Consider the following 25,041-nt stretch of genomic DNA (forward strand, 5'->3'; position numbering starts at 1 on the left):
GGGTGATGACCCTCGCACTGCGCGGCCCAGATGGGCGACGCCGGTCAACTCGTACACACGATGTCTCCGAGGAGCTCACGCATGTCCGTTGACCACAAGGTCCGCGACCTCTCGCTCGCCGAGTCCGGTCGCCACCAGATCCGCCTCGCCGAGCACGAGATGCCCGGCCTGATGTCCCTGCGCGCCGAGTTCGGCGACGCCCAGCCGCTCAAGGGCGCGCGCATCGCCGGCTCGCTGCACATGACCGTGCAGACCGCGGTGCTCATCGAGACGCTCACCGCGCTCGGCGCCGAGGTCCGCTGGGCCTCCTGCAACATCTACTCCACGCAGGACGAGGCCGCCGCGGCCATCGTCGTCGGGAAGGGCACCCCCGAGGACCCGCAGGGCGTCCCGGTGTTCGCCTGGAAGGGCGAGACCCTCGAGGAGTACTGGGACTGCACCGAGCAGATCCTCACCTGGCCGGGTGGCCAGGGCGCCAACATGATCCTCGACGACGGCGGCGACGCCACGATGCTCGTCCACAAGGGCAAGGAGTGGGAGGCCGCCGGCCAGGTGCCCCCCACCACCGAGGAGGACACCGAGGAGTTCGGCGTCTTCAAGGCCCTCGTCCGGCGCACGATGGCGCAGGACCCGCAGAAGTGGACCACGGTCGCCGCCGAGATCAAGGGCGTCACCGAGGAGACCACGACCGGCGTCCACCGCCTCTACCAGCTGGCCGAGGCCGGCGAGCTGCTCTTCCCGGCGATCAACGTCAACGACTCGGTCACCAAGAGCAAGTTCGACAACAAGTACGGCTGCCGCCACTCGCTCATCGACGGCCTCAACCGCGCCACCGACGTCCTCATCGGCGGCAAGGTCGCCGTCGTCGCCGGGTACGGCGACGTGGGCAAGGGCTGCGCCGAGTCGCTGCGCGGCCAGGGCGCCCGCGTCATCGTCACCGAGATCGACCCGATCTGCGCGCTCCAGGCCGCGATGGACGGCTACCAGGTCGCCAAGCTCGAGAACGTCGTCGACCAGGCCGACATCGTCGTCACCTCGACGGGCTGCTTCAACGTCGTCACCGCCGAGCACATGCAGCAGATGAAGAACAAGGCGATCCTCGCCAACATCGGCCACTTCGACAACGAGATCGACATGGCCGGCCTCGCGAAGGTCCCCGGCATCGCCAAGCAGGAGATCAAGCCGCAGGTGCACGAGTGGACCTTCGAGGACGGCGACTCGATCATCGTCCTGTCCGAGGGCCGCCTGATGAACCTCGGCAACGCCACCGGCCACCCCTCGTTCGTCATGTCGAACTCGTTCTCGAACCAGACGATCGCCCAGATCGAGCTGTTCTCGAAGACCGACGAGTACGTCGACGAGGAGGGCAGGCCGGAGGTCAAGACCCTCCCGAAGCACCTCGACGAGAAGGTCGCCGAGCTGCACCTCGAGGCCCTCGGGGTCGAGCTCACCGAGCTCACCAAGGAGCAGGCCGAGTACCTCGGTGTCGACGTGGCCGGCCCGTACAAGCCGGAGCACTACCGCTACTGAGCAGCACCCGCGCACGCGAGGGCCGTCCGGACACGTCCGGGCGGCCCTCGCCGCGTCCGGGGGTCAGCGGTCCCGACGCACGAGGACCAGCGTGTCGCCGTGCCGTGCGACCGGGCGGAACTCGCGCCGGACGACGTCGTTGGCCGCCTCGGGCCCGCGGGGGACGTACGGCGCCAGCCGGGTCCCCAGCTCGTCCAGGTCCTCGAGCACGAGGACGTCGGACGCGCGCAGGTCCTCGACCAGCCCCGACCCGTGCTGCTCCGTGCGGCCGGGGAGGAACTCCTCGTAGCGGAACGGACGGGGGTGGGCCGGGAGGAGGTGGTAGAGCCAGCTCGAGGGCAGCACCGGCTGGCTGAGGTCCTGCGCGCCGACGAACACCACGTCGGAGGGCCCGCTGACCTCGTCGACCGTCCGGAGGACCTGCTGCACCGGCCCGACCTGGGCGGGCGCGACGTGGATCGAGCGGCCGTCGTGGTGCACGACCGGCGCGGCCTGCAGGAGCGCCGGGACGCCCAGCACGGCGGCGAGCCCGGCAGCGGACAGTCCCGGGACCCAGCGCAGCGGACCGGCCCGCAGCCACGGCACGCGGGCCACGAGGACCGCGGTCCCGGCGGCGAGCACGACCGATGCCGGCCACATCACGTGCGGGATGTCGAGGCGCTGCACCATGTTCGGCACGAGCAGGACGCCGAGGACCCCCAGGGCGCGGACGGCAGGGTCTCCGGCGCGACGGCCGTGCAGCCACAGGAGCGCCGCCACTCCCACGAGGACCACGGCGGCGGAGACGAGGAGCGCGCTGAGCGGCCTGACCTGCGAGTTGACGCCCGCCCGGCCGAGGACGACGTCGTCCAGGACGCTCCGGCCCCCGACCACCAGGTGCCCCACGAGCGGTGCGAGCCCGAGCACCCAGCCGAGCACCGGGGGACCGAGGGCGCGGCCGCGCAGCAGCGGCACGGCCGCGAGGCCCAGCAGCCCCATCTCCGGCCTGAAGGAGGCGGCCAGGCCGATGGCCACGCCGCCGAGGGCGCGGGCCACGGTCCGGTCCGACGTGAGGAGCACCAGGCCGGTGAGGACGGCGGCCACCGCACCGTGGTACGCGTACGCGAGGGGGGCGTGGACCGATGCGAGGACCACCGAGGCCAGCCCGGCCGACGACGCCGCCACCGGGGGGACGCAGCGCCGCAGGAGCAGCACGACGGCGAGGGCGATGACGACCCGGTAGGCGACCCCGACCGAGCGCTCGACGACGAGGTCGTCCCCGAACACCCGGTACGCGGCGGCGAGCACCCAGTAGGTCATCGGTCCGTAGACGGTGGCGAAGTCACGGTGGGCCACCTGGCCGCGAGCGACCGAGTCGGGGTGCACGAGCAGCAGCCCCTCGTCCGAGCCGGCGACCGGCGCGCGCAGCGGCGCGAGGAGGAGCGGGACGGCGAGGAGGACCGGGGCGAGCGCCCACAGCAGGCCTCGCGGTCCCCACCCCTCGGCACGCCGCGCCACCACGTCAGACATCGACGACCCCTCCCCGGTGACCGACCGCCGCCGTCCCCCGTGGTCGGCCCGGCGCCGATGCTACCGGGGGGTGCCGGGCCGCCAAGGCCGTTCCGGGAGAACCCGCAGGGGCCGAGGGGGAGGAGCCGCTCAGCGTTTACGAACGGCCGGCACCCCGGCGACGAGGGCGCCCGGCTCGACCGGGCGGGTCACGCAGGCGCAGGCGGCGACGACCGCGCCGTCGCCGACGACGAGAGGAGCGCCGGCGTCACCGTCGATGATCGCGGCGCCGGTGCCGATGAACGCCCCGGTGCCCAGCCGCACCTGGCCCGAGATGTTGACCCCCGGCGAGACGGTCGCGAAGTCACCGAGCACGCAGTCGTGGCCGACCGTGCTGTTGAGATTGAGGTGCACGTGCCGTCCGATGACGATGCCGGTCGTCACGACGACACCGGCGCAGAGGATGCTGCCCTCGCCGACCTCGAGGCGCCCCGAGGTGTCCACACCGGGGTGCACGAGCGGGACGGCCCTCAGCCCCCGCGCGTCGCATGCCTCGGCGACACGACGTCGGGCCGTGGGGTCGCCGATGCCGACGACATAGGGGATACCCGAGCCCACCGGGAGGTCGTCGACGAGGCGCACCTCGATGCCGTCGACCGGCCCGGTGGCGTACTCGGGCCTGTCGACGACGAAGGTCAGCTCGACACCCGGGTGCGCGAGGCGAGCCAGCCAGGCCACCTCCCGGCCGAACCCTCCTGCGCCGAAGACCAGCAGCCGGTCGAGGGGGTCACTCATCGGGTCCTCCGTCGGGGGTGGCGCGCACGTCTCGACGGTAGGCCCGCAGCCGGGCGACGGCCAGCACCATCCGTCCTGTGGCGGCGACGAAGGCGAGCAGCCCGGGCACGGCGGCGAGCACCCGGCCCGCGCGGGTGCTGGCGGTCGGGTTTCGGAGGCGCTCATCGGCGGCGACCAGGGCGCGCTGCAGCAGGTCGCGGCGGCCGGCGAGGACGGCGTGGAGCACGAGGTCGTCGACGGTACGGGTCAGGCCCTCTTGCGCGGCGGCGGCAAGGTCCGGGTGGAGCGCAGCCGCGTCGGTGAGCATCCGCAGCTGGTCGGCGATCCTCCGATGGTTGGCGTCGGCACCGGCGTTGGTGACCGAGCCCTCCACACGGCGGTACGTGGCGAGCGAGGCGTCGAGCAGTCCGAGCGGACCGCGGGAGGTGGCGTGGAGGAACATCGGCCAGTCCTCGACCGCGTAGGTGGCGGCTGCTAGGGCGGAATCCGGGTAGTCGACGATGGCCTCGCGTCGCATCACGACGGAACAGGTCTGGACGACGTTGCGGCGCAACAGGTCCTCGAGCGTGGTGACCGGCCGCCGGTCGGGAGCGGCGGCGGACCAGACGCCGACGCGGCGGACCCACCCCCGGCGCGTCCCCACGAGGTGGTCGACGTCGGAGTGCACCCCGGACAGCTCCGGGTGCGCCTCGAGATGTGCGACCTGCTGCTGCAGCTTCGTCGGATCGTGCCAGAGGTCGTCCCCCTCGCAGTACGCGACGTACCGTCCGCGCGCTGCCCGGAGCAGCCGGCTGTTGTTGGCGTGCATTCCCACGTTGCGATCGTCGGTGACGACCCGGACCCTCGGGTCTCGGGCGGCAACCGAGCGGACGACGGCGAGGGTGCCGTCGGGTGAGTGGTCCTCGCCGACGACGACCTCGAGCGTCCCGTCGAAGCGCTGGGCGAGGACGCTGTCCAGGCACGCCTCGACGTACGGCTCGTGGTTGTAGGCGGGGACGAGCACGCTCACGTCCACCGGGGCGTCGTCAGGCACCGGCGACCTCCTGAGCGGGGCGACGTGCGAGGGCGAGCAGGTCGGTGACCGCGCCGACGCGCAGCACCACCGCACCGACGAGGTAGAGGAGCGCACCGGAGGCCCCGAGCACGAGGACCTCGACCCAGGCTGCCGGTTCCCAGGCGCGGGCCACCAGATGGACCCCCACCCCGACGGCGACGGCGACGGCCGCGGGAGCCGCGGCCGAGCGCACCTGGTCGCCCAGCGCCAGGTCGACCGCGGCGCGGACGGCCAGTCCGTTGACGACGAGCGCCGCGACACTGAAAGCCACCTGGGCCCACGCCACCCCGGTGACCCCGAAGGTTGCACCGACGGCCAGGGCGGCGAGGGCCAGGACCTTTTTGACAACGTCGATGCGGAACACCCTGTGGTTCAGCGACATCGCGTAGAGCACGTTGATGGCCATGCTGTGCAGCGGGTACAGCAGGCCGCTCACGGCGAGCACCGAGAGCAACGGACCGGCCCCTGACCACTGGGCGCCGAAGACCGTCTCGAGCACCGGCGTCGAGAGCGCGGCGAGCAGAGCCATGACCGGCGCAGTGACCGCCGTGACGGACCGGACGCCCGTGAGGTACCCCGCTCGGACGAGGTCGGGACGGTGCGCGGACGCGGCGAAGAGGGGGAGTGCGACGCGGCCGACGACCGTCGAGGTCGTGTCCGCAGCGATCTGCTGGGTCGAGTCTGCGCGCTGGTAGCGCCCGAGCGCCGCCGGCCCGAACAGTGCACCGAGGACGACGACCTGGACTCTCAGGAAGGTGGCGTCGAGGACGTTCGCCGCGAGTACCCAGCGCCCCGCACCGAGCAGCCGGGTCGCTGAGGCCCGCTCCCAGCGCAGCCGTGGACGCAGCCCGCTGAGGATGAGGGTGAGCACTCCGGTCGTGCACGGCACGAGGACCGCGAGCAGGGCCAGCCCGAGCAACGGCCGGCCAACGGCAGCGACCACCACCGCGATGCCTCCGCCGAGCAGCACGCCGACGGCGCCGGAGACCAAGAGGCGGCCGAACGCCCTGCGGCGCACGAGGACCGCCGACGGCACGAGGCCCACCGCCGAGCCGAGCACAGCGACGGAGAGCAGCGCGGCCGTGCCCCCGAGGGCGGGTCGGCCGACGGCGGAGGCGAGCGGAGCGGCGGCCGCGACGCCGAGGACGGTGAGGGCCGAGCCGGCGGCCACGGTCGTCCAGAAGGCGGTGTCGAGGTCCGCGTCGGAGACCTCCGGCGCCTGGAGCAGGGCGGTGGTGAGACCGGCGTCCGCGACGACGACCGCGACGCCGACGACGACGCCGAGCAGCGCCACGGTGCCGAAGTCGGCGGGCGTGGCCAGCCGCGCGAGGACGAGGAGGATGACGAACTGGCCGCCTTGGCGGACCACGAGCTCGGCCCCGCTACCCACGGTGGCGACGAAGGCGACCCGACGGCTCATCCCCGCGTCACGCCACCCCTCACGGGCGGGCCTCGACGATGAGGTCGTCGTGGTCGGGACGGCTCTCGAGACCGCGCAGGTCCTCGTGCTCGCTCTCGCGCCACCGGACCCGCTCGACCCGGGAGAAGCCGGCGGTGAGCAGCGACGCGGTGAGCTGCTCCTCGTCCCAGACGTAGAGGTGCCCCCAGAGGCGCATCCCCTCGTTGAGGAGGTCGCACGCAGAGGCCGGGGTCCACTGCATGTCCGACCAGTCGCCGGTCCGCCCCTCGAGGTAGGCCGCCACGAGGACCCGAAGATCGGGCGTGCTGACGCGCAGGACACCGTCCGGGGCCAGCGTGCGTGCGCACTCGCGGAAGAGGGCCTCGACCTGCTCGCGTCGTAGGTGCTCGACGAAGTGCTCGGTGTAGATACGAACGAGCCCTCCGGTGGGGAAGGGCAGGGGCCGGCTGAGATCGAAGCGGACGACACCGGGTGGGCCGCCCATGTCGAGGTTGGCCCAGCCGTCGAGAAGGTGCGGTCCGCAGCCGAGGTGGACCTTACGGGCGCCGGTGGCCCGCCGGACCATGGTTCCGGGGGCGAGCAACGAGCCGGCCCGCACGGGGAGGGCGCGTGCGCGCCAGACGGCCTGCTCGATGGCGTCGGCGGCGATGCGCGACCGGGTGCTCATCGTCGCGCCGCGGCGGGTCGGTCGGGGGTGGGCGCACCGTCCACGGCGCTCGCGATCACGCGCCGTACGGTGCTGACGTCGTCGGGGGTCACCCCCGGACCGGCCGGGAGGACGACGACCCGGTCTGCGACCCACTCCGTGACCGGAACCGACGGCGCCGGACCATCCCAGGAGGCGTACGGCTGCATGCGGTGGACCCCTGGCCAGAAATAGCGGCGTGCGAGGACGCCCTCGGCGTGCAGTGCGGCGACGGCACGATCCCTCGCCTCCGCACCGTCCTCGACCACCGCGACGACGTACTGGAAGTTGCTGCGCTCGAGCGGGTCGGGCTGTAGGACCTCGACCCCCGGAATGTCCGCGAGCGCTCGCGAGTAGGACTCGTGCACAGCGCGGTTGGCGTCGATGAGCGCATCGAGACCGGGCAGGTTCGTCAGTCCCATGGCCGCCGCAATCTCCGACATCTTCCCGTTCGTGCCGGGGTGGACGACCGTGTCGTACCCCGCGAACCCGAAGTTGCGCATCAGCCGGGCCGTGTGCGCGAGCTCGTCGTCGTTGGTGACGAGCGCGCCGCCCTCGAAGGTGTTGAAGAACTTCGTCGCGTGGAAGCTGAAGACCTCGACCCGGCCGGCGCCGCCGACCGGGCGGCCCCCGGCGGTGCAGTCGAAGGCGTGCGCGGCGTCGAACATCAGGGCCAGCCCGTGCCGGTCTGCGACGTCCTGCAGCCCCGTGACGTCGGCCGGGCGTCCCCACAGGTGCACGCCGATGATGCCCGTCGTACGCGGGGTGATCACGGCCTCGACGCTGCGGGGGTCCAGGGTGTGCGTCCGCGGGTCCACGTCCGCGAAGACCGGCCGGATGCCCTGCCAGGAGAGGGCGTGCGCCGTCGCGACGAACGTGAACGCGGGAACGACGACCTCGCCCTCGAGACCGAGGGCGCGCACGGCGATCTCGAGCGCCACCGTGCCGTTGCACATGGCGACGCAATGCCGGACGCCGGTGCGCGCCGCGACCTCCTCCTCGAGCTCGCGGACGAGGGGACCGTCGTTGGTCAGCCACCCACCGGAGTAGATCCGGTCGACGTAGCGGTCGAAGACCTCGCGCGGGCCGAGGTTCGGCCGGCCGACGTGCAGGGGACGCGCGTCGCTCATCGGGACGTGCTCCGGCCGACCTGGCGGGTTCGGGTCACGGGTTCGACCTTAGACGAGGTGGGTCCCGCGGTCTGCCGACCGGCCGCCGGGCGCGCCCGGCGTCGGCGGAACAGTTCGTACGGGATGCCCGGCAGGAAGGTGGCCACGACCCACGGTGAGGTGTCGGGTGACCGGGTCGCTCGCCAGAGCTGCGCCCCCACGGCCCACGCGGATGCGGCCGGAGCGAGACGGCCCCACTCCCGCTCGAGGGACTCGGGGAGGACCCCGACTCGCCCCCGCAGCGTGTCCAGCACCAGGCGGCGCCACTCGAACGACTGCACCTGGCAGGCGCGGGCGCACTGGACGAGCGAGTGGCCCCCCTCGTAGGTGTCACCCAGCTCGATGACGCGGCGGAGGAACCGCGCAGGTGTCCAGCCCCGGTGGGTCGCGATCTCCCCCACTTGGTTCCCACCGTGCTGTACGTAGTCCTGCACCGCCTCGTCAAGGACGGTGTAGCGGCCGGTCGTCACCGCGCACAGGGCGAGCCAGTGATCGTGCAGCTGGGTCACCGTGTGCAGGCGCGGGAACGGGAGGGCGATGTCGAGGAGCTGCCTGCGCACGACGGTGAAGGCCCCCGTCACCTGATTCTGGAACAGCAGGTCGTCCGCCTCGACGACGCAGCGGCCGGTGCGCTCGAGGAGGACCTCCCCGCTGGGCCAGGAGACCACCCGGGCCTGCCCGGTGACGAGGTCGGCGTCGTCGAGAAGGGGGAGGAGCCGGTCGAGCTTGTCGGGGTACCACCGGTCGTCCTGGTCGCAGAGCGCCACCCATCCTGCGTCCTCGGGCACCGCGGCGAGCAGCCGCTCGAAGTTCAGGTAGAAGCCGAGGTTGTCGTCCCATCCGAGGACCTCGAAGCGGGGGTCGTCGCCGACCGCCTCCGCGACGAGCCGACGCACCTCCGCCTGCCCACCGTCGGCCCCGACGAGACAACGGAAGTCCGTGCGGGTCTGCTCCGCGACGGACACCAGCTGGCGGGTGAACAGGACGGGGTCGGGCCGGTACGCCGCGAGGACGACGACACCGGGTCGCTGTGACACGGGTGGGGTGCTCACGACGCCACCGGTCGCGGGCGCGCGAGGCGCCAGTACCCGCGCAGCACCCCGTTGAGCAGCTCGAGGGCACCCGGGCGCTCGAGCTGGCTCTGGGTGATGGCGGGGGTCAGCAGGGCGTCGAGGGCCCGACGGTCGACGACGGCGGCCTGCACGCGACGGCGTCGGCCGAGCACCGTGCCCGCGTGCCGCAGCAGCCACCACCACGCCCGGACCTTCTCGCCGGCCCAGCCGTCCCGCAGGGCGATGACGAGGTACAGCGGCTCGAGGGCGAGCAGGACCGGCAGGACGCGCAGGAGCAGGTGGGTCGGGTAGTCGCCGAGCACGGTCAGGAACCGGTTGCGCTCGAGGAAGAACATCTTGCGGGCGTTGCGGGAGAACTCGTACGCGTGCTCCGCGACGGCCTCGGGGCAGTAGGCCACCTCGAGCCCGGCGAGGTGCGCGCGGAGGCTGAGGTCGGTGTCCTCGTGGTACATGAAGTACGCCTCGTCCATCCCGCCGAGCCGCTCCCACACCTCGCGCCGGCACGCGAACAGCGCGCCGGCCACGGACGTCAGACCCCGCGGGCGCAGGTGCGCCGCAACGGGTTCGCCGTACCCGTGGCACCAGCTCAGCCCGCTGAGGTGCACCGGGAGGCCGGCGGAGTTGACCGTCTCGCCGCCGTCGGTGAGCAGCACGAGCCCGCCGACGAGCCCGACTCCGCGGTCGAGGGCCCGCTCGGACAGCGCGGCGAGCGCGCCCGGGCGCAGCACGGCGTCCGAGTTGACGAACACCAGCAGCTCGGCCGTGGTCGCGAGGACGCCTGCGGCGCACCCGGCGCCGAAGCCCCCGTTGAGCTCCGGCCGGACCGTGCGGACCCCCTCGACGGACGGCACAGCTGTGATGCCGTGGTCCACCAGCACCACCTCGTCGTGCGGCCCGAGCTGCGCGAGCACCGAGCGCAGGCAGGCGTCGAGGACGGGCTCGTCACCGAACCCGACGACGACGACCGCGGTGCTCACACGGGCTGCCCGGCGCGGCGGGCGAACGACGTGGGCACGTGAGCGGCGGGGACGGACGAGGGCGCGGGCGCCTCCCGGCGGACCGGCCGGGCGACCCGCCGGGGAGCCGGCTCGCGCATGTAGGCGATACGGGTCGCCTCCTGGCGCACCTTCCGCAGCCCGTCGAGCAGGATCCCGACGACGAGCACGATGAACGCGACGATGACGAGCGAGGAGGCCAGGAAGGCCGTGGGGAAGCGGTTGACCAGACCGGTGCGCAGGTACTCGTCGACGACCGGGACGCCCAGCCCGACGGCGAGCAACGCGGTCAGGACCGAGAGCACCGAGTAGAGGGCCAGCGGCCGTTCGTGGTGCAGCAGCCGGGTGATCATCCGGGCGATGCGGACGCCGTCGTGGTAGGTCCGCAGCTTGCTCTCGGAGCCCTCCGGACGGTCGCGGAAACCCACCGGCACCTCGGCCTGCGGCACGCGGGTGTTGATGGCGTGCACGGTCAGCTCGGTCTCGATCTCGAAGGCCCGCGAGGTCGCCGGGAAGGACTTGACGAAGCGCCGCGAGAAGACCCGGTAGCCGCTCAGCATGTCGGTGACCGGCCGCCCGAAGATCGTCGACACGACGCGGTTGAAGGCACGGTTGCCGAGCTCGTGACCCGAGCGGTACGCGCCGCGGTCCGCCGCCACCCGCACCCCGGTGACCTGGTCGTAGGGCCCCTCGGCGAGCGTGCGCAGCATCTCCGGCAGGGCCGAGACGTCGTAGGTGTCGTCGCCGTCGACCATCACGTAGACGTCGGCGTCGATGTCGGCCAGCGCCCGGCGGATGACGTTGCCCTTGCCGGGGCAACCCTCGAAGCGGACCTCGGCGCCGGCGGCCTCCGCCACCTCGGCGGTGCGGTCCGTGCTGCGGTTGTCGTACACGTAGACGGAGATCCCCGGCACCGCCTCGTACAGGTCGCTGACGACCTTCCCGACGGCGAGCTCCTCGTCGTGGCACGGCACGATCGCCGCGACGCGCAGGGGGGCGCTCTCGTCGGTGCTCACGCGGCACGCTCCGCAGGTCGAGGGTTCATCGGACGTCCGCGACGCTAGTGCGGTGCCCGCGAGCCCGTACAGGAGCGGCCCGCCGGTCCGGGCCGGATGTCGCGGGGGACTGGCCGAACGGACGAGGTCGGCGCCGGTCGCCCACCTCGCGGGCGGCGCGATGTGCGGCGCCGGCGGACCGTCGTGCCTATGCTCGCGCTGATGAGCAGCCGCGTCACCGCGCCCGTGGGGGCCGAGCCCGCGACCGGCGCGCCGACACCGGAGGACCGGGACGTCGCCGCGCCGCTCGCCGACGGCCCGGCCCTGCTCGTCGTGCTCCTCGCGAGCGTCGTCGTCGTCGGGACCGCCGCCGAGCTGCTGGGGCTGCGGCCGCTGGCAACGCGCTCGGGGAGCGTGGTCGCGCTGGTCCTCGCCCTCGCGCCGGTGGTCGCCCTCGCGCTGCATCAGCGGTCGGCGGGGTCGGCGCGGTCGGGGAGGTCGCCGGTGCGGTGGGCCGCGGTCGGCAGGGGCCTGCTCGTGGCCGCGCCCGCGCTGCTGCTCCTCGCGCTGCTCCTGGGGAGCCTGGCCCTGCCGACGGCCGCGCGGGTCGAGTGGTTCCTCGGCGGCGACCACGTGCGCAACGTCGTCCTCGTCGCCGACGAGCGGGCCCACGGCGCCCTCGACTACTCCGCCCGCAACTACCCCCGCGGGTGGCACACGCTCGTCACCCTGGTCTGGTCGCTGACCGGGCCCACCGGCCCACGCACCGACCTCCTCGGGCTGGTGTCGGTGATGTCGGCGCTCTGCTGGCTGCTGTCCGTGGCCCTGACCCTGGCCACCGCCACCCTCACCGCGGCCCTCGCCCACCGCGTCGGTGTCCGCCCCCGCGCGGCGGCCGTCGCGGCGGCGCTGGCGGGGGCCGCCACCCTGTGGCCGGCCTTCCTCGGCAGCTACCAGGCCCTCGGTTTCGAGGGCACGTTCACCGCGGCCCTGCTGCTGGCCGTCGGGTTGCGGGAGGTGCTCGCCCGGCCGGCATCGGTCACCGCCCTGCTCACGACGTGGGGCGGGGTGCTCGTCATGAGCCACACCTGGCAGCTCCTCCTCCCGGTGTCGGGGCTGCTCGCGCTCACGGCGTCGTGGGCGTGGATCCGGCGCACCCGGGCGGCGCGGCCCCGGTCGGTCGCCGCGGTCGCCGGGCTCGCGCTGCTCGCCGGTGCCGTGTCGCTGCCCCCGCTCACCGCGGTGGTCGAGACGGTGGGCGTCGGGCACGCGGTGGTCGCCGACGTCGAGGCACCGGTGCCGCTGTGGCTGCTCGTCCTCGGCCTCGTCGCGACCGCCGGTCTGGTGGTGGCGCACCGGAAGGACCGCGGGCTGGTCGTCCCGCTCCTGCTCTGTGCGCTCCCGGCACTCACGGCCGTCGTGCTGGCGCTCCGCCTGGGCATCCCGGTCACGCGGTACTACCCCGCGAAGCTCCTGTGGCACACCACCGTCCTCGGGCTCTCCCCGCTCGCCGTCGTCGGCGCGCTGACGTGGGAACGGGACGCGTCGTCCTCGGGCCGGGTCGTCGTCCGCGGGCTCCTCGCGACGGTCGCGGCGGCCTGCACCGTGGGAGCCCTCGTGGCGCCGTGGGGCGCCTTCACCGGCGCCTGGCGCTCGAGCGACGGCGCGACGGTCCTCCGACTGCTCGCGGCGCCCGGCGCGGAGCGGGCCCAGGTCGTCTGGTCCGACGGCGTCCTCGTCACCGACGCCGTGACCCGCATCCTGCTCGACGCCTACCGGTCCGGCGAGCGCACGTCCGACACGCTCCAGCACTCGGCGAGCGTCGAGGAGGAGTGCGCCCTGCTGCAGGCGGCGGCGACCCCGACCGTCCTCACCGACCGGCCGGAGGCCGACGTGCGCGCGCGCTACGCGTGCGTGCCGGACCTGCGGGTGGTCACCGTCCCCACCGACTGACCCACGCCGCGCCGAGGCCCTGCCGACCGGGTCGTCGTGGTCGGCCGAACGGACCGTTCGGACGCCGCACCCGCGGCGGAGGGCGGCGCCGGCCGTAGCGTGCCCGGGACCGCGCCACCCCCGTCCCGAGGAGCCCGATGGCCCAGCCGACCCTGGCCCCCGTGCCCGTGACCCCCGACCTCGGTCGGGTCCGCCGCACCTGGGCGGCGTTGCCGACGGTCCTGCGCTACGGGGTCGTGGGCGGGGTGACCCAGGTGGTCTACCTCTCCGTGCTCGGCGGCGGATTGGTGCTCGGTGCGCACTACCTCCTGGCCCTCGTCACCGCGCAGCTGGCCGCCATCGTCTTCGCCTTCCCGGCCTACCGCGGGCTGGTCTTCCAGGCGACCGGGCCGATCGGGCGCCAGCTCGTCACCTTCCTGGGCGTGTGGTGGTCCGGGGCCCTGACGAGCATCGTCGGCGTGCCCCTGTGCGTGGAGGCGCTCGGTCTGCGGCCGTTCGTGGCGCAGCTGCTCGTCCTGGTCCTCGTCGTCGGGCTCTCCTTCCTCGGCCACCTGCGGGTGACCTTCCGCCGGCGCGCCTGACGGCCTACGCGCCCGCCGGCGGTCGGGTCAGGGGATGACCCAGCCGGTGTCGACCTGGTCGAGGAGCGACACGGCACGTCGGCCGTCGCCGGCGGTCACGGTGAGGCCGCTGACGAACGCGGTTGTCACGCGCTCACCCGTGAGGTCCTTGTCCGCGGGGCCGGAGACCCGGACAGAGAGGCTGGTCGCACCCCGGGGGGCGTCGACGACGACGGAGAGGCGGGTGGCGCGCTCGTCCGAGACGGTGACCCGAGCGAGCTCCCGGGCGCCGTCGAGCACGGTCACCTCCCGCGAGGCCGCGCCGACGCCCCGCACGTCCATCCCGATGGTGACCCGTTCGGGCGCACCCGGGTTGGCGACGGAGAGTCCGCCCAGCGGACCGAGGTACTGGCCGAGCGTCCCGTCGACCTCCTCGGGCTCGTAGCCGCCGACCGAGACGACGACCGGCTCGAGGACCGCCGTGCGGCGCGCGGAGTCACCCTCACCGGCAGCGCCGGCGGTGCGCAGGTCCCACGCGACGAACGTGCCGTCGGGGGTGCGGGCCGCCGGTTCGCCCCAGGCCGAGGTCAGCCGCGCCGACGGGTCCTGCTCGGGCGCGAACCCCTCGATGTCGACCTCGAGGGCGCAGAAGCCGAGCGAGCGGAGGTCGGCGGCCAGGGCGCCGAGGTCCCGGGTGTCGACGGCGTTCATCCACTCGGCGGCCGCCGTGCCCCGCATCGCGGCGACGCTGAACCGGAGGTCACCGGAGGCGAGGTACGGCTTGAGCTGGTCGTAGCCCTCCATCCGCTGGGGGCCGAGGGTCTCGGGGTAGGGGAGCACCGGAACCTGGAAGACCCCGCACCCGGAGCCGACCCGCTGCTCGAGCCCGGCTGTGTAGGAACGGAGCCCGGCCATCTCCCGCGCGTTGGCGCGGTGGTCGGGGGCGGCCGCCGGGTTGGTCTGGTCGAGGCTGCCGACGACGACGAGCAGACCGGCCACCACCCCGGCGGTGAGGACACCGCGCCGCCGCTCCAGCCGGGTCAGCCACGAGCCGACGGCGAGCAGGGCGAGGACGAGGACGTAGAGCGACATGCGCGACCAGGTGCGCACCTGCGGCGTCGCGAAGACCGCCACGAAGGAGCCGAGCCCCCCGACGGTGAAGAAGAGGAACGCGACGAGCATCAGTCCCGACCAGCGGGTGTGGTCGGCGGCGGCCCGGCGCCCGGAGAGCAGGGCGAGCAGCCCGATGACCGCCAGGCCGACCATGCCGGCGGTCCCGACGACCCCGAGGGCCGAGGTCTCGACCGTCGCGCGGGTGGCGGTGCGGTAGGCGAAGCTCAGGTACTCGAGCGCCGGCACGCGGTGGTCGGGCCAGGGCAGGACGAGGTCCATCAGCTTGCCGGCGTACACCTCGGACTCGGCCGGGTTGCGCCCGGCGGGGACCCGCCCCGTGACGAGGTCGCCGCGGATGCCGACCCGTGCCGCGGCGAGGGGGAGTGCGATGCACGCGCCGAGGCCGGCCATGACCGCGAGCCCGCGCAGCAGGTCCGCCGGGGTGCCGGCGACCCGGCGACCGACCGCGGCCACGAGCAGCAGCACCAGGGTGAACGCCACGTAGTACACCCCGCTCAGCCCGACGACGAGCACCGCGGCGACCGTCACCCAGGTGCGGGCACCGCGCCAGCGTGATGTCCCGGAGTCCTTGGCGGACAGGAGCGCTCGGCCGCGCGCGACCTCGAGGACGAGCCACAGGGCGACCGGGACGACCCAGTACTGCGCGAGGTAGAGGTGCCCGTACCGCTCGGCGTGCCCCGGGGCGTTGGCGAAGAGGACACCGATCACGAGACCGGCCGCCCGGGACAGGCCCTGGCTGCGCGCCAAGAGGTAACCGGTCAGACCGGTGAGCGGGAAGGAGAGGACGAAGTAGACGCCGCCGGCCGCGAACGTGCCCGGCAGCACCACGTCGAGGGCCTTGATGGCGAGCATGTGGACCACGTTGAGCTCGGGGAAGAACGATCCGTTCTGCCCGAGCGGGAACCCGAGGTCGGGGTTGCGCCAGTACCACCCGTGGTCGTGCAGGTCCTTGAGCTGCATCGAGATCTGCGTGTGGTCCATGCCGAGCGCGAACGGCACGCGGGGGTCCCACTCCCACAACCGGAGGGACCACGCACCGACGGCGAACGCGAGGAGGGCGGTCGCCGCCAGCCAGGGCAGCTCACGGCGGAGCCGCGGTGGTGTCGCGGGCGCTCGGGTCATGGTGGTCGATTATGGTCGAGCCCCCGCTCCGACCCCGGCAGCTCGAGGAATCCCGTCATGTCGCGGACCGCCGCCCGCCCGCCCCGCCCCCTCCCGTGGGCCGACGTCGCCGTCGCCGCGTGGGTCGCCGTGCTCTCCTGGTTCGTCGTCCAGGGCGCCGACCTGCTGTGGGTCGTCGCCCTCGGGGACCGGGTCCGGGCCGACGGCGCCGTGCCGGACGGCATCCCGTTCGCCAGCGCGCCGCAGGCCGACTGGCACAACCCGATCGTCCTCGCCGAGCTGCTCCTCTCCGCGGTCGACGGTCTGGGGACGGTGGCCCTCGCCGCGCTCCAGCTCGTCGTCGTCACCGCCGTCCTCCTGACCGTCCTCGCCGATGGTCGCCGCCTCGGCGGCTCGGAGGGCCGGGGTGCCCTCGTCGTCACGCTCGTCGTCGTCGGCGCGGCCTCGGCGCTCGTCGTCACCCGGCTCCCGTCGCTCTCGCTCCTGCCGTTCGTGCTCGCCGTGGCCCTGATGCGTCGCCAGCACCGGGCGCCGGGCCGCGGGCTCTGGTGGCTCGTGCCCCTCTACCTCGTCTGGGGCAACCTGCACGGTGCGGTGCTCGTCGGCCTCGCGGTCCTCGGGGTCTTCCTGGTGCTCTCCCCGGGCGGCGGTCCGCTCCTGCGCCGCGTCGGCGTCGGCCTCGGCTGCGCGCTCTCGCTGGTCGTCACCTCCGCGGGGGCGGCGACGCCCGCCTACTACGTCTCGGCGCTCGGCAACGAGGCCGCTGCGCGGGGCACCGACCTCTGGGCGAGGGTCGACCTCGGGCACCCGCTCGACGTCGCCCTCCTCCTCGCCGCGCTCGTCCTCCTCCTCCTCGCGGCGCGCGGCCGGCCACCCCTGTGGGAGTGGGCCGCCGCGGCCGGGCTGGCGCTCGGCACCGCCTCGGCGGCTCGCAACGGCGTCTGGCTCGTGCTGTTCCTGGCCGCGGCCGCGATGCGCCCCCGCACGCCACCCTCCGACGACCTCGCGTCGCCGCCACCGCCTTCCCGAGGCCGGATGCTCACCGCCGGAGCGCTGGTCGCGGCGGCCCTCGCCGGCGCCCTCGCCCTGGTCGTCCGGGGACCGGCAGCCGGCGCACCGGGGGAGCGGTTCGTGGCGACCGTCCGCGAGGTGGCCGCCGGCCGGCCGGTCCTGGCCGTCGAGCCGCTGGCGGAGACCCTGGCCCGCGACGGCGTCACCGTCTGGGCCGCCAACCCGATCGACGCCTTCCCCCGCTCGGTCCAGGCCGACCTCCTCGACTTCCTCCACGACGGCGTCGTGCCGAGGTCGGCGGACGTCGAGGTCGTCGTCGTCCCGAGGGGGCAGGTGCGGGCGGCCTCCGCCTCGGGGACGTGGCGCACGGTCCGCGACCTCGGGGACATCGTGGTCCTCGAGCGGGTGCGCTAGCGCGCCGCCCCGCGGACCCAGAGCACCCAGTCGTCGGCCTCCCCGGCCGACCGCCACCCACCGTCGGCGGCCAGCGCGGTGTCGATCGGCTCACCGCGGCGGACGAGCAGCGCGCCGACGTCGTGCGAGTCCGCGTAGCGCTGCCACCCCGGGCGGGCGGCGAAGAAGTCCTCGTACGCCCGGGCCGTGGGCTCCGTGTAGACCTCGGCACGCAGGTCGCGCAGGGGCACCACCCCGGGGTGCGCCCACAGGACCCAGCCCGACGCGCGGGGTTCGACCGCGACCCGCGCCCCCTGCGGCAGGGCGGCGACGGCGGCGTCGACCCGCGCCGGGAGGGGTCCCGCGTCGGGCCCACCGAGCACGACACCGGGCACGGCGAGCACGGCGAGCGCGGCGGCGAGCGCCGGCCACACCTCCGCGCGACGGCGGGCCACCGGCACGGCCGGCGCCAGGGCGCGGGCGAGCGCCGGGGTGAGCAGCAGCGCGCCGACCGCGATGGTGCGCACCGACCACGCGGCGAGCACGACCGCGGACAGGGCCAGGAGGACGGCGGGCAGGTCGAGCGGCCGGCGGCGGAGGCAGCGGAACAGCACGAAGGCCGCGAGGACGACGACGGTCACGAGCAGCGGGTTCCCCGGCGAGGGGGACTGCCACTCGTTGACCGTCGCGCGGGCCGCCGTGCCGACGGCGAACGGCTCGAGGAGCAGGCGGGGCCCGAGCGGCGTGAGGGCGGGCACGACGGCGGTGGCGACCAGGACGGCCACCACCGGACGCCAGGCCACGGCGCGGCGTCCGGGGGAGAGCAGGAGGGCGAGCACGACGAGGCCACCGACACCCAGCCCGATCGGCCACGAGCCGTGGCAGAGCGCCCACAGCCAGGTCACCGGGACGAGCGCCCACCGGGCCCGGCCGTCCGCGAGCGTGCCGGACCACAGGAGGAGCACCACCGCCTGGAGTGCCAGGCCCAGCAGCTGCGGCCGCTCGCCCCACCCGGCGGCGGTGCCGAAGAGCACCGCGAGCGTGACCGTCACCGAGGCACCGGGGCCGGCCCACCGCCGCGCGGTCCGGTGCACCGCAGCAGCCACGACCACGAGGGCCAGCCAGCGCAGGAGGTGGATCCCGGTTACGCCCAGACCCTGCTCGACGACGCTGCCGACGACCTCGGAGAGCCACTGCGTCGGGACGTACGGCCGGTCGGCGAGCACGACGAGCGGATCGGGCAGCTGCTGGAAGAACACGCCGTCACGCAGGGCGCGACCCACCCGCAGGTGCAGCCAGAGGTCGAGGTCGACGGTGGTGCGCAGCCTGAGCAACAGGGCGACCACGACGGCGACGAGCATCCAGAGGAACCAGAGAGTCGCTGCGCCGGAACGCTTTTCGCCGTCGCCGACGTCGTGGCGCTCGTGCGGCACGGTCATGCGTCACTCCGGGGGGTCCTGCGGGCGGGAGGTCGAGCATCGCACGAGGTGGCCGGCGACGGCCTCCGGGGCGATCGTCCGAACGGTTGACCCGCCGCGGACGATCGGGCGGCGGAAGGAGACCCCATCGGGCCATGTCGCCCGGAGCGGTGCTCTGCGAACGTTGTGCCTGCTCGACAGCATCCTCCACATCCCGAAAGGCACCACCGTCATGACCAAGGCTCTCGTCAAGCTCCAGTTCAAGATCGCCGAGATGCGCTCCGAGAAGGGCGCCACCGCCGTGGAGTACGGCCTCATGGTCGCGCTCATCGCGGTCGTCATCATCGTCGCCGTCGCCCTCCTGGGCACGAACCTCAAGACGATGTTCAACTCGGTCGCCACCAGCATCTGATCCGAACGGATCGCCACAGGTCGGGGCGTCGGTCACCGTCGGGTCACCGACAGGGCCGGCGCCCCGATCCACTTCCGAAGGACAGGTGACACCCCTGATGAGCTCACGCCTCTCCCGGACCTCCGCACGTGTCCGCTCCCGGCTCGCGCCGGTCCTGCGGGCCCGTCGAGAGGGCGGCGCGACCGCCGTCGAGTACGCACTCATGCTGGCCTTCATCGCCATCGTCATCGTGGCGTCGGTGATGGTCCTCGGCGGCAAGCTGACCCTCATCTTCACCAACGCCGCGACCAGCTTCTGACCTCATCCCGAGGCCGGCGTCCGGACGCACACCACCCACCCACCCACGCACCAGCCCCACCCCGGCCCGTGCGCCGCACAGGACGAGCAACCGAACCGGTTCCGTCCGCCGCCCTCCGCACGAACCGGGCCGCGCCCGGCGCTGCCCTCCACCTCTGTAAGGACACGGTTTTCCCATGGGTCGTCGAATCCTCGCCATCCTCGCGGCTGCTGTGATCGCCCTCGTCGGCGCGGTCCTCGTGCTCGTCTACGCCCGGGGTGCCGACGCCCGCGCGGTGGCGGCGGCCAGCCCGGCCAAGGTCTACGTGACCACCTCGGTCGTGCCGGCCGGCACCACCCTCAAGGACGCCGTCCGGCTCGGTCAGGTCACCCAGACCGACGTGGCGGCCCGCGCCAAGCCGGTCGGTGCGCTCGAGACCGTCGACGAGAACAACAGCGACCTGGTCTCCCTCACCGACATCGCGCCCGGGCAGTACGTGCTGGCCGCCGGCTTCGGTGAGACCCCGCTCGGTGAGAAGGCGCTCCAGGTGGGCGCCGGCAAGCTCGCCGTCTCCGTGCAGCTGCAGGACCCCGCCCGGGTCGGCAACTTCGTGCGGCCCGGCTCGATGCTCACGATCTTCATGACCTACGAGCTGGCCAAGCTCGAGAAGCAGTCCAGCGGCGACACGTCCAAGACCGACCTCGGCTCGGGCACCTCGATCCTCCTGGACAACGTGAAGGTGATCGCCATGGGCGACGCCTCCCTGACGCCGGTGCAGCCGACCGGCGAGGGTGAGGCCGCCCAGCAGGCCGCCAGCTTCCTCGTCACGCTCGAGGTGACGCCCGAGCAGGCCGCGCGCCTGGTCCACGGCGTCAACAACTACACGCTCTACGCCGGCCTGCGCGGGTCCGAGCTGAAGATCGACCCGAACCTCGCGGTGAGCGACCTGACGATGTTGAAGGACAAGGTCCGGTGAACATCCTCTGGGACCCCGACCCCACCAGCCTGGAGCGGTACCGCTTCGCCCTGGGTCCCGACACCACGTCGCTCGACTCGGCCGGCATGGTGGCCCGGGCGCTGCACGACAACCCCCAGGTCGAGCAGGTCGTCATCGGCGCGGACGTCGAGCTCGAGGACGCCTGCCAGCTGTCCGAGGCCGCCCGCCTCGACCGGCCGGAGCTCGGGGTCATCCTCCTGCGCAACCGGATCGACGTCACGACCCTGTCGCAGGCGCTGAGGGCCGGTGTGCGAGAGGTCGTCTCGGGCGACGACCACACCGCCATCGCCGACGCGCTGCGCCGCAGCCGCGAGCTGACCTCCCGCCTCGTCGGGCACGCCTCCGGTGGCGCCTCCCGCGAGGGCAAGGTCATCACCGTGTTCTCGGCCAAGGGCGGCGTCGGCAAGACGACGCTCTCGACCAACACGGCGGTGCAGCTGGCGAGCGAGGGTGCCCGCACCCTGCTCATCGACCTCGACCTGTCCTTCGGGGACGTCGCGATCAGCCTCCAGCTGGTGCCGAACCAGTCGATCTTCGACGCCGTCTCGATGTCCGGGAACATCGACGAGGAGGCCATCCGCAGCCTCGTCACCCGCCACGACGCCAGCGGCCTGGACGTGCTCTGCGCGCCGAACGACCCCGGCGACGCCGACCGCATCCCGGTGCCGACCGTCGCCGAGATCATCAAGGTGGCCCGGCGCCACTACGACTACGTCCTCATCGACACCCCGCCCTCGTTCACCGAGCACGTCCTCGCCTCGATCGACGTATCCGACGCGCTCGTGCTCATCGCGACACTGGACATCCCCGCGGTGAAGAACCTGCGCGTCGCGCTGGACACCCTCGACATGATCGGCAGCCCGAAGGACGCGCGGATCATCGTCCTCAACAAGGCCGACACCAAGGTCGGGCTGCGGCCCGAGGACGTCGAGTCGGCCATCAAGACCGGCATCGCCGTCAACATCCCCAACAGCCTGACCGTCCCCGCGTCGGTCAACCGGGGAGTCCCGATCGTCCTCGACGACCCCAAGGCGCCGGTCACCGTCGCCATCAAGGAGCTCGTCGAGTCCCACATCCGCGCCCACGGCGCCGGTGACGAGGCCGACGCGGCCGAGCACCACGCGCGCAAGGGCCTGTTCAGGAGCCGTCGATGAGCCTCGCCGACCGTCTCGACAGCGTCCGCCGCGCCCAGGCCGCGGCGACCGCCCAGGCCACGCCGTCGGCCGGCGGCTCGAGCCCGGCACCCCGCCCGGGGCACGTCGCCAAGCGCCGGGTCGTCGACCCGTTCTCCGAGGTCAAGGGCCGGGTCCACCAGGCCCTCATCGACAGCCTCGGGCCGCGCCTGTACGACCCCCACCTGCCCGAGGCCGAGCTGGCCCAGCAGGTGCGGACCACGTTGCAGGAGACCATCGACGCCGAGCAGACGCCGCTCTCGCACGCCGACCGCACGCGCATCGCGCAGGAGGTCTCGGACGAGATCCTCGGCCACGGCCCGCTCGAGCCGCTGCTGCGCGACCCGGACATCTCCGAGATCATGGTCAACGGCGCCGACATGATCTACGTCGAGCGCAGCGGCAAGCTCTACCGCGTCGACACGCACTTCTCGAACGAGGCGCACCTGCGCCGGGTCATCGACAAGATCGTGGGGCGCGTCGGCCGCCGCGTCGACGAGGCCAGCCCGCTCGTCGACGCCCGCCTCCCCGACGGCTCGCGCGTCAACGCCGTCATCAACCCGATCGCCCTCGACGGCGCGATGCTCACCATCCGCAAGTTCTCGCAGGACCCGTACACCGACGCCGACCTCATCGCCTTCGGGACGATCACGGCGAGCGTGCGCGACTTCCTCAAGGCCTGCGTCGTCGGGCGGCGCAACGTCATCATCTCCGGCGGCACCGGTTCGGGGAAGACGACGACCCTCAACGTCATCTCCTCCTTCATCCCCGAGGACGAGCGCATCGTCACCATCGAGGACGCCGCCGAGCTCCAGCTGCACCAGGACCACGTGCTGCGCCTCGAGTCCCGCCCGGCGAACATCGAGGGCAAGGGCTCGATCGCGATCCGCGACCTCGTGAAGAACAGCCTGCGCATGCGCCCCGACCGCATCGTCGTCGGCGAGGTCCGCGACGGCGCCGCGCTCGACATGCTCCAGGCGATGAACACCGGCCACGACGGCTCGATCACCACCGTCCACGCGAACACTCCGCGCGACTCGCTCTCCCGCCTCGAGACCATGGTGCTCATGGCCGGCGTCGAGCTGCCGGTGCGGGCGATCCGCGAGCAGGTGGCCGGCGCCGTCGACCTCATCGTCCAGCAGGCCCGCCTCAAGGACGGCTCGCGCCGCATCGTCGCCATCACCGAGGTGGTCGGCATGGAGGGCGACGTCGTCACCCTCCAGGACATCTTCACCTTCGACTGGTCGGCCGGCCGCGACGAGAACGGGCGCTTCAAGGGCACGCTCATGTCGACCGGGTTGCGCCCCAAGTTCCTCACCGACCTCCAGGACCTCGGGGTCGCGGTCTCCCCGCAGCTCTTCGTCCCGGGGGCGAGGCTCACGTGAGGACCACCCCCGCCCGCACCCGCCGGCCGTCCGCGGTCGCGGCCGTGCTCGCGGTGCTCGCCGCGCTCGTGGTGCCCGTGCTCGCGGCGCCGTCCGCGTCCGCCGCGGACGACATCCCCGCGACGCTGAGCAACGTCCGCGTCGCCAAGGACACCGTCACCGCGACCCTCGTGCTGCGCCCGCGCAGCGCGGTCAAGGTCGACTGGAAGAGCGTCACCGCCACCTTCGGCAGCCGGATCGTGCCGGTCGCCGTCTCCGAGCCCTCCAAGCAGCCGCGCTCGACGATGCTCGTCATCGACACCAGCGGCTCGATGGGCGCCTCCGGGATGGCCACCGTGCGCGCCGGCGTCGCGAAGTTCCTCGCCGAGGTGCCGAAGGACGTCAAGGTCGGCGTCGTCTCGTTCGCCTCGACCTCCGGCATCGACGTCGCGCCGACGACCGACCGGGCGCGCGTGGCCAAGGCGGTCAACGCGCTGCGCTCCGGCGGCGAGACCTCGCTGTACCGCGGTGTGCAGGACGCCGTCCGCGGCCTCGGCACCTCGGGGGAACGCAGCATCCTGCTGCTCAGCGACGGCGGCGACACGGTCGCCGGCGCCGAGGGCGGTGACGCCGCCTCCGAGGCGCAGCGCCAGGCCGCCCTCACCGCGCTGCGCCGGGCCAAGGTGCGCGCCGAGGTCGTCTCCTTCAACTCCGGCGAGGCCAACGTCGCCGTGCTCCGCAAGTTCGCCGACGTCGGCGGCGGGTCGGTGGCCGACGCCACGGACCGGGCCGCCGTCTCCGCCGCGTTCTCGGCGGCCGCCGTCGCGCTGGACTCCCAGGTGCGCCTGACGATCACCCGCCCCGCGGACGTCGGTGGCGAGCAGACCCTCGCGGTCGACGGCACCGCCTCCGGGAAGACCTTCCGCAACACCTCCGAGCTGGACCTCGGCGACACGGCACCGGTCGAGGTCCCCGAGGAGGACGGGACGTTCACCGCCCCGCCGCTCGACGAGGAGCCGGCCGCCCTGGCGAGCATCACCGCGCTGTCCCCGACCCTGCTGGTCCCCGCGGTGGCGATCGTCTTCCTCGGGGTCTTCGTGCTCGCGGTCGCCTTCGCCGGGCCCGTCTTCCGCAGCCGGCGCAGCGAGCGCCTGTCGGCCATCGAGGACTATGGCCTCGGCAAGGCCCGCACGGTGCAGCGCAAGACGGCCAACGCCTCGGCCATCAGCGAGCAGATCGTCTCCGTCGGCGAGAGCTTCATGGAGGGCCGCGAGTCCACGACCCGCACGATGGAGCTGCTCGTGCGCGCCGACCTGCCCTGGCGCGCGGGGGAGTGGCTCGTCATGCGCCTCGTCGCCGTCGTCATCGGCATCGCCGGCGGCATCCTCCTGCTCGGGTCGATGCCCCTGATCGGCGGGCTGGTGGGCGTCGTGATCGGCGCCCTCGCACCGCCGTTCGTCCTGCGCTTCCTCGCCAAGCGCCGCACGCGCAAGTTCGAGTCCGTCCTGCCGGACGTGATGATGCTCGTCGCGACCTCGCTGGCGTCGGGCTTCAGCCTGCTCCAGGCGCTGGACTCGGTCGCCAAGGACGCCCCGGAGCCGGCGGCCAAGGAGTTCAGCCGGGCGCTGGCCGAGGCCCGCATCGGCGCCGACGTCTCCGACGCGCTGGACAAGATGGCCGTGCGGATGGACAGCCACAACATGCGCTGGACGACGATGGCCATCCGCATCCAGCGCGAGGTCGGTGGCAACCTCGCCGAGACGCTGCGGACGACCGCCGCGACCCTGCGCGAGCGCGAGATGCTGCGGCGCCAGGTCAAGGCCCTCTCGGCCGAGGGTCGCCTGTCGGCGTACGCCCTCGTCGGGCTGCCGATCGGCATCTTCTTCTACAGCATGTGGGCCAACTACGAGTACGTGAGCATGCTGTGGACCCGCACCCTGGGCCTGATGATGCTCTGCGGCGGGATCGTGGCCATCGGGCTCGGCATCCTCTGGATGCGCAAGATCGTCAAGATCGAGGTGTGA

Annotated in this window: 21 protein-coding genes; 10 read left to right on the plus strand and 11 right to left on the minus strand. The window is 73.5% G+C overall.

What is annotated here, in order from left to right; all coding sequences use genetic code 11:
- Positions 1–81: 81 nt before the first annotated feature.
- Positions 82–1,530, plus strand: coding sequence for an adenosylhomocysteinase (ahcY, locus tag ACQZ2A_RS04980; protein ID WP_430207879.1), 1,449 nt, complete (start codon positions 82–84; stop codon positions 1,528–1,530).
- Between the two features lie 63 nt (positions 1,531–1,593).
- Here the strand turns inward: ahcY and ACQZ2A_RS04985 are convergent, their stop codons facing one another.
- From ACQZ2A_RS04985 to ACQZ2A_RS05025, 9 genes are all read right to left on the minus strand, one after another.
- Positions 1,594–3,039 (minus strand): hypothetical protein, encoded by a 1,446-nt coding sequence (locus tag ACQZ2A_RS04985; RefSeq protein ID WP_430207881.1) that lies wholly within the window; start codon positions 3,037–3,039, stop codon positions 1,594–1,596.
- Positions 3,040–3,168: 129 nt separating this feature from the next.
- Positions 3,169–3,813: an acetyltransferase gene (locus tag ACQZ2A_RS04990; RefSeq protein WP_430207883.1), complete on the minus strand. Its 645-nt coding sequence runs from the start codon at positions 3,811–3,813 to the stop codon at positions 3,169–3,171.
- A complete protein-coding gene (locus tag ACQZ2A_RS04995; RefSeq protein WP_430207886.1) occupies positions 3,806–4,846 on the minus strand; it encodes a glycosyltransferase in 1,041 nt (346 codons plus the stop codon). Before ACQZ2A_RS04995 ends, ACQZ2A_RS04990 begins: the two co-directional genes overlap by 8 nt.
- Positions 4,839–6,287 (minus strand): oligosaccharide flippase family protein, encoded by a 1,449-nt coding sequence (locus ACQZ2A_RS05000; RefSeq protein ID WP_430207889.1) that lies wholly within the window; start codon positions 6,285–6,287, stop codon positions 4,839–4,841. Before ACQZ2A_RS05000 ends, ACQZ2A_RS04995 begins: the two co-directional genes overlap by 8 nt.
- Before the next feature lie 19 nt (positions 6,288–6,306).
- Positions 6,307–6,954 (minus strand): class I SAM-dependent methyltransferase, encoded by a 648-nt coding sequence (locus ACQZ2A_RS05005; protein WP_430207891.1) that lies wholly within the window; start codon positions 6,952–6,954, stop codon positions 6,307–6,309.
- Entirely contained in the window at positions 6,951–8,102 is a 1,152-nt protein-coding gene (locus ACQZ2A_RS05010) for a DegT/DnrJ/EryC1/StrS family aminotransferase (RefSeq protein WP_430207892.1), read from the minus strand. The genes ACQZ2A_RS05005 and ACQZ2A_RS05010 overlap by 4 nt, the downstream gene beginning before the upstream one ends.
- Positions 8,099–9,178, minus strand: a complete 1,080-nt coding sequence (locus tag ACQZ2A_RS05015; RefSeq protein WP_430207895.1) for a glycosyltransferase — start codon at positions 9,176–9,178, stop codon at positions 8,099–8,101. The genes ACQZ2A_RS05010 and ACQZ2A_RS05015 overlap by 4 nt, the downstream gene beginning before the upstream one ends.
- Positions 9,179–9,189: 11 nt before the next feature.
- A complete protein-coding gene (locus ACQZ2A_RS05020) occupies positions 9,190–10,191 on the minus strand; it encodes a glycosyltransferase (RefSeq protein ID WP_430207897.1) in 1,002 nt (333 codons plus the stop codon).
- Positions 10,188–11,225, minus strand: coding sequence for a glycosyltransferase family 2 protein (locus ACQZ2A_RS05025; RefSeq protein WP_430207899.1), 1,038 nt, complete (start codon positions 11,223–11,225; stop codon positions 10,188–10,190). Before ACQZ2A_RS05025 ends, ACQZ2A_RS05020 begins: the two co-directional genes overlap by 4 nt.
- Before the next feature lie 201 nt (positions 11,226–11,426).
- Between ACQZ2A_RS05025 and ACQZ2A_RS05030 the strand changes: the two genes are divergently transcribed.
- On the plus strand, positions 11,427–13,157 hold the full coding sequence (locus tag ACQZ2A_RS05030) for a hypothetical protein (RefSeq protein WP_430207900.1): 1,731 nt from the start codon (positions 11,427–11,429) through the stop codon (positions 13,155–13,157).
- Positions 13,158–13,294: 137 nt separating this feature from the next.
- Complete coding sequence (locus tag ACQZ2A_RS05035) at positions 13,295–13,738, plus strand: GtrA family protein (protein ID WP_430207903.1); 444 nt, start codon at positions 13,295–13,297, stop codon at positions 13,736–13,738.
- Positions 13,739–13,765: 27 nt separating this feature from the next.
- Here the strand turns inward: ACQZ2A_RS05035 and ACQZ2A_RS05040 are convergent, their stop codons facing one another.
- Positions 13,766–15,973 (minus strand): hypothetical protein, encoded by a 2,208-nt coding sequence (locus ACQZ2A_RS05040; protein ID WP_430207906.1) that lies wholly within the window; start codon positions 15,971–15,973, stop codon positions 13,766–13,768.
- Between the two features lie 57 nt (positions 15,974–16,030).
- Here ACQZ2A_RS05040 and ACQZ2A_RS05045 point away from each other — a divergent pair, with 57 nt between their 5' ends.
- Positions 16,031–17,398: a hypothetical protein gene (locus ACQZ2A_RS05045; RefSeq protein ID WP_430207908.1), complete on the plus strand. Its 1,368-nt coding sequence runs from the start codon at positions 16,031–16,033 to the stop codon at positions 17,396–17,398.
- On the opposite strand, the gene ACQZ2A_RS05050 is transcribed toward ACQZ2A_RS05045, so the two are convergent.
- A complete protein-coding gene (locus ACQZ2A_RS05050) occupies positions 17,395–18,816 on the minus strand; it encodes a hypothetical protein (protein WP_430207909.1) in 1,422 nt (473 codons plus the stop codon). The genes ACQZ2A_RS05045 and ACQZ2A_RS05050 overlap by 4 nt on opposite strands.
- A 211-nt stretch (positions 18,817–19,027) precedes the next feature.
- Between ACQZ2A_RS05050 and ACQZ2A_RS05055 the strand changes: the two genes are divergently transcribed.
- The 6 genes from ACQZ2A_RS05055 (at position 19,028) to ACQZ2A_RS05080 (ending at position 25,041) form a co-directional block, all read left to right on the plus strand.
- Positions 19,028–19,207 carry a Flp family type IVb pilin gene (locus tag ACQZ2A_RS05055; protein WP_430207911.1) on the plus strand — a complete coding sequence of 60 codons (180 nt, stop codon included), beginning with the start codon at positions 19,028–19,030 and terminating at the stop codon, positions 19,205–19,207.
- A 97-nt stretch (positions 19,208–19,304) separates the two neighbouring features.
- Positions 19,305–19,505: a Flp family type IVb pilin gene (locus ACQZ2A_RS05060; RefSeq protein ID WP_430207912.1), complete on the plus strand. Its 201-nt coding sequence runs from the start codon at positions 19,305–19,307 to the stop codon at positions 19,503–19,505.
- A gap of 175 nt (positions 19,506–19,680) precedes the next feature.
- Positions 19,681–20,460 carry an RcpC/CpaB family pilus assembly protein gene (locus tag ACQZ2A_RS05065; RefSeq protein ID WP_430207914.1) on the plus strand — a complete coding sequence of 260 codons (780 nt, stop codon included), beginning with the start codon at positions 19,681–19,683 and terminating at the stop codon, positions 20,458–20,460.
- Positions 20,457–21,635, plus strand: coding sequence for an AAA family ATPase (locus ACQZ2A_RS05070; protein WP_430207916.1), 1,179 nt, complete (start codon positions 20,457–20,459; stop codon positions 21,633–21,635). The genes ACQZ2A_RS05065 and ACQZ2A_RS05070 overlap by 4 nt, the downstream gene beginning before the upstream one ends.
- On the plus strand, positions 21,632–23,038 hold the full coding sequence (locus tag ACQZ2A_RS05075) for a CpaF family protein (RefSeq protein WP_430207918.1): 1,407 nt from the start codon (positions 21,632–21,634) through the stop codon (positions 23,036–23,038). Before ACQZ2A_RS05070 ends, ACQZ2A_RS05075 begins: the two co-directional genes overlap by 4 nt.
- Positions 23,035–25,041 (plus strand): type II secretion system F family protein, encoded by a 2,007-nt coding sequence (locus ACQZ2A_RS05080; protein ID WP_430207920.1) that lies wholly within the window; start codon positions 23,035–23,037, stop codon positions 25,039–25,041. Before ACQZ2A_RS05075 ends, ACQZ2A_RS05080 begins: the two co-directional genes overlap by 4 nt.

The organism is Phycicoccus avicenniae (assembly GCF_050496545.1).
GTDB classification, from domain to species: Bacteria; Actinomycetota; Actinomycetes; order Actinomycetales; family Dermatophilaceae; genus Phycicoccus; species Phycicoccus avicenniae_A.

Excerpts from the sequence above, each read along its gene's own strand:
- ACQZ2A_RS05000 (WP_430207889.1), bottom strand. The coding sequence starts at position 6,287 with ATGAGCCGTCGGGTCGCCTTCGTCGCCACCGTGGGTAGCGGGGCCGAG.
- ACQZ2A_RS05040 (WP_430207906.1), bottom strand. The coding sequence starts at position 15,973 with ATGACCCGAGCGCCCGCGACACCACCGCGGCTCCGCCGTGAGCTGCCC.
- ACQZ2A_RS05065 (WP_430207914.1), top strand. The coding sequence starts at position 19,681 with ATGGGTCGTCGAATCCTCGCCATCCTCGCGGCTGCTGTGATCGCCCTC.
- ACQZ2A_RS05030 (WP_430207900.1), top strand. The coding sequence starts at position 11,427 with ATGAGCAGCCGCGTCACCGCGCCCGTGGGGGCCGAGCCCGCGACCGGC.
- ACQZ2A_RS05055 (WP_430207911.1), top strand. The coding sequence starts at position 19,028 with ATGACCAAGGCTCTCGTCAAGCTCCAGTTCAAGATCGCCGAGATGCGC.
- ACQZ2A_RS04985 (WP_430207881.1), bottom strand. The coding sequence starts at position 3,039 with ATGTCTGACGTGGTGGCGCGGCGTGCCGAGGGGTGGGGACCGCGAGGC.
- ACQZ2A_RS05005 (WP_430207891.1), bottom strand. The coding sequence starts at position 6,954 with ATGAGCACCCGGTCGCGCATCGCCGCCGACGCCATCGAGCAGGCCGTC.
- ACQZ2A_RS05010 (WP_430207892.1), bottom strand. The coding sequence starts at position 8,102 with ATGAGCGACGCGCGTCCCCTGCACGTCGGCCGGCCGAACCTCGGCCCG.
- ACQZ2A_RS05050 (WP_430207909.1), bottom strand. The coding sequence starts at position 18,816 with ATGACCGTGCCGCACGAGCGCCACGACGTCGGCGACGGCGAAAAGCGT.
- ACQZ2A_RS05060 (WP_430207912.1), top strand. The coding sequence starts at position 19,305 with ATGAGCTCACGCCTCTCCCGGACCTCCGCACGTGTCCGCTCCCGGCTC.
- ACQZ2A_RS05035 (WP_430207903.1), top strand. The coding sequence starts at position 13,295 with ATGGCCCAGCCGACCCTGGCCCCCGTGCCCGTGACCCCCGACCTCGGT.
- ACQZ2A_RS04990 (WP_430207883.1), bottom strand. The coding sequence starts at position 3,813 with ATGAGTGACCCCCTCGACCGGCTGCTGGTCTTCGGCGCAGGAGGGTTC.
- ACQZ2A_RS05045 (WP_430207908.1), top strand. The coding sequence starts at position 16,031 with ATGTCGCGGACCGCCGCCCGCCCGCCCCGCCCCCTCCCGTGGGCCGAC.
- ACQZ2A_RS05075 (WP_430207918.1), top strand. The coding sequence starts at position 21,632 with ATGAGCCTCGCCGACCGTCTCGACAGCGTCCGCCGCGCCCAGGCCGCG.
- ahcY (WP_430207879.1), top strand. The coding sequence starts at position 82 with ATGTCCGTTGACCACAAGGTCCGCGACCTCTCGCTCGCCGAGTCCGGT.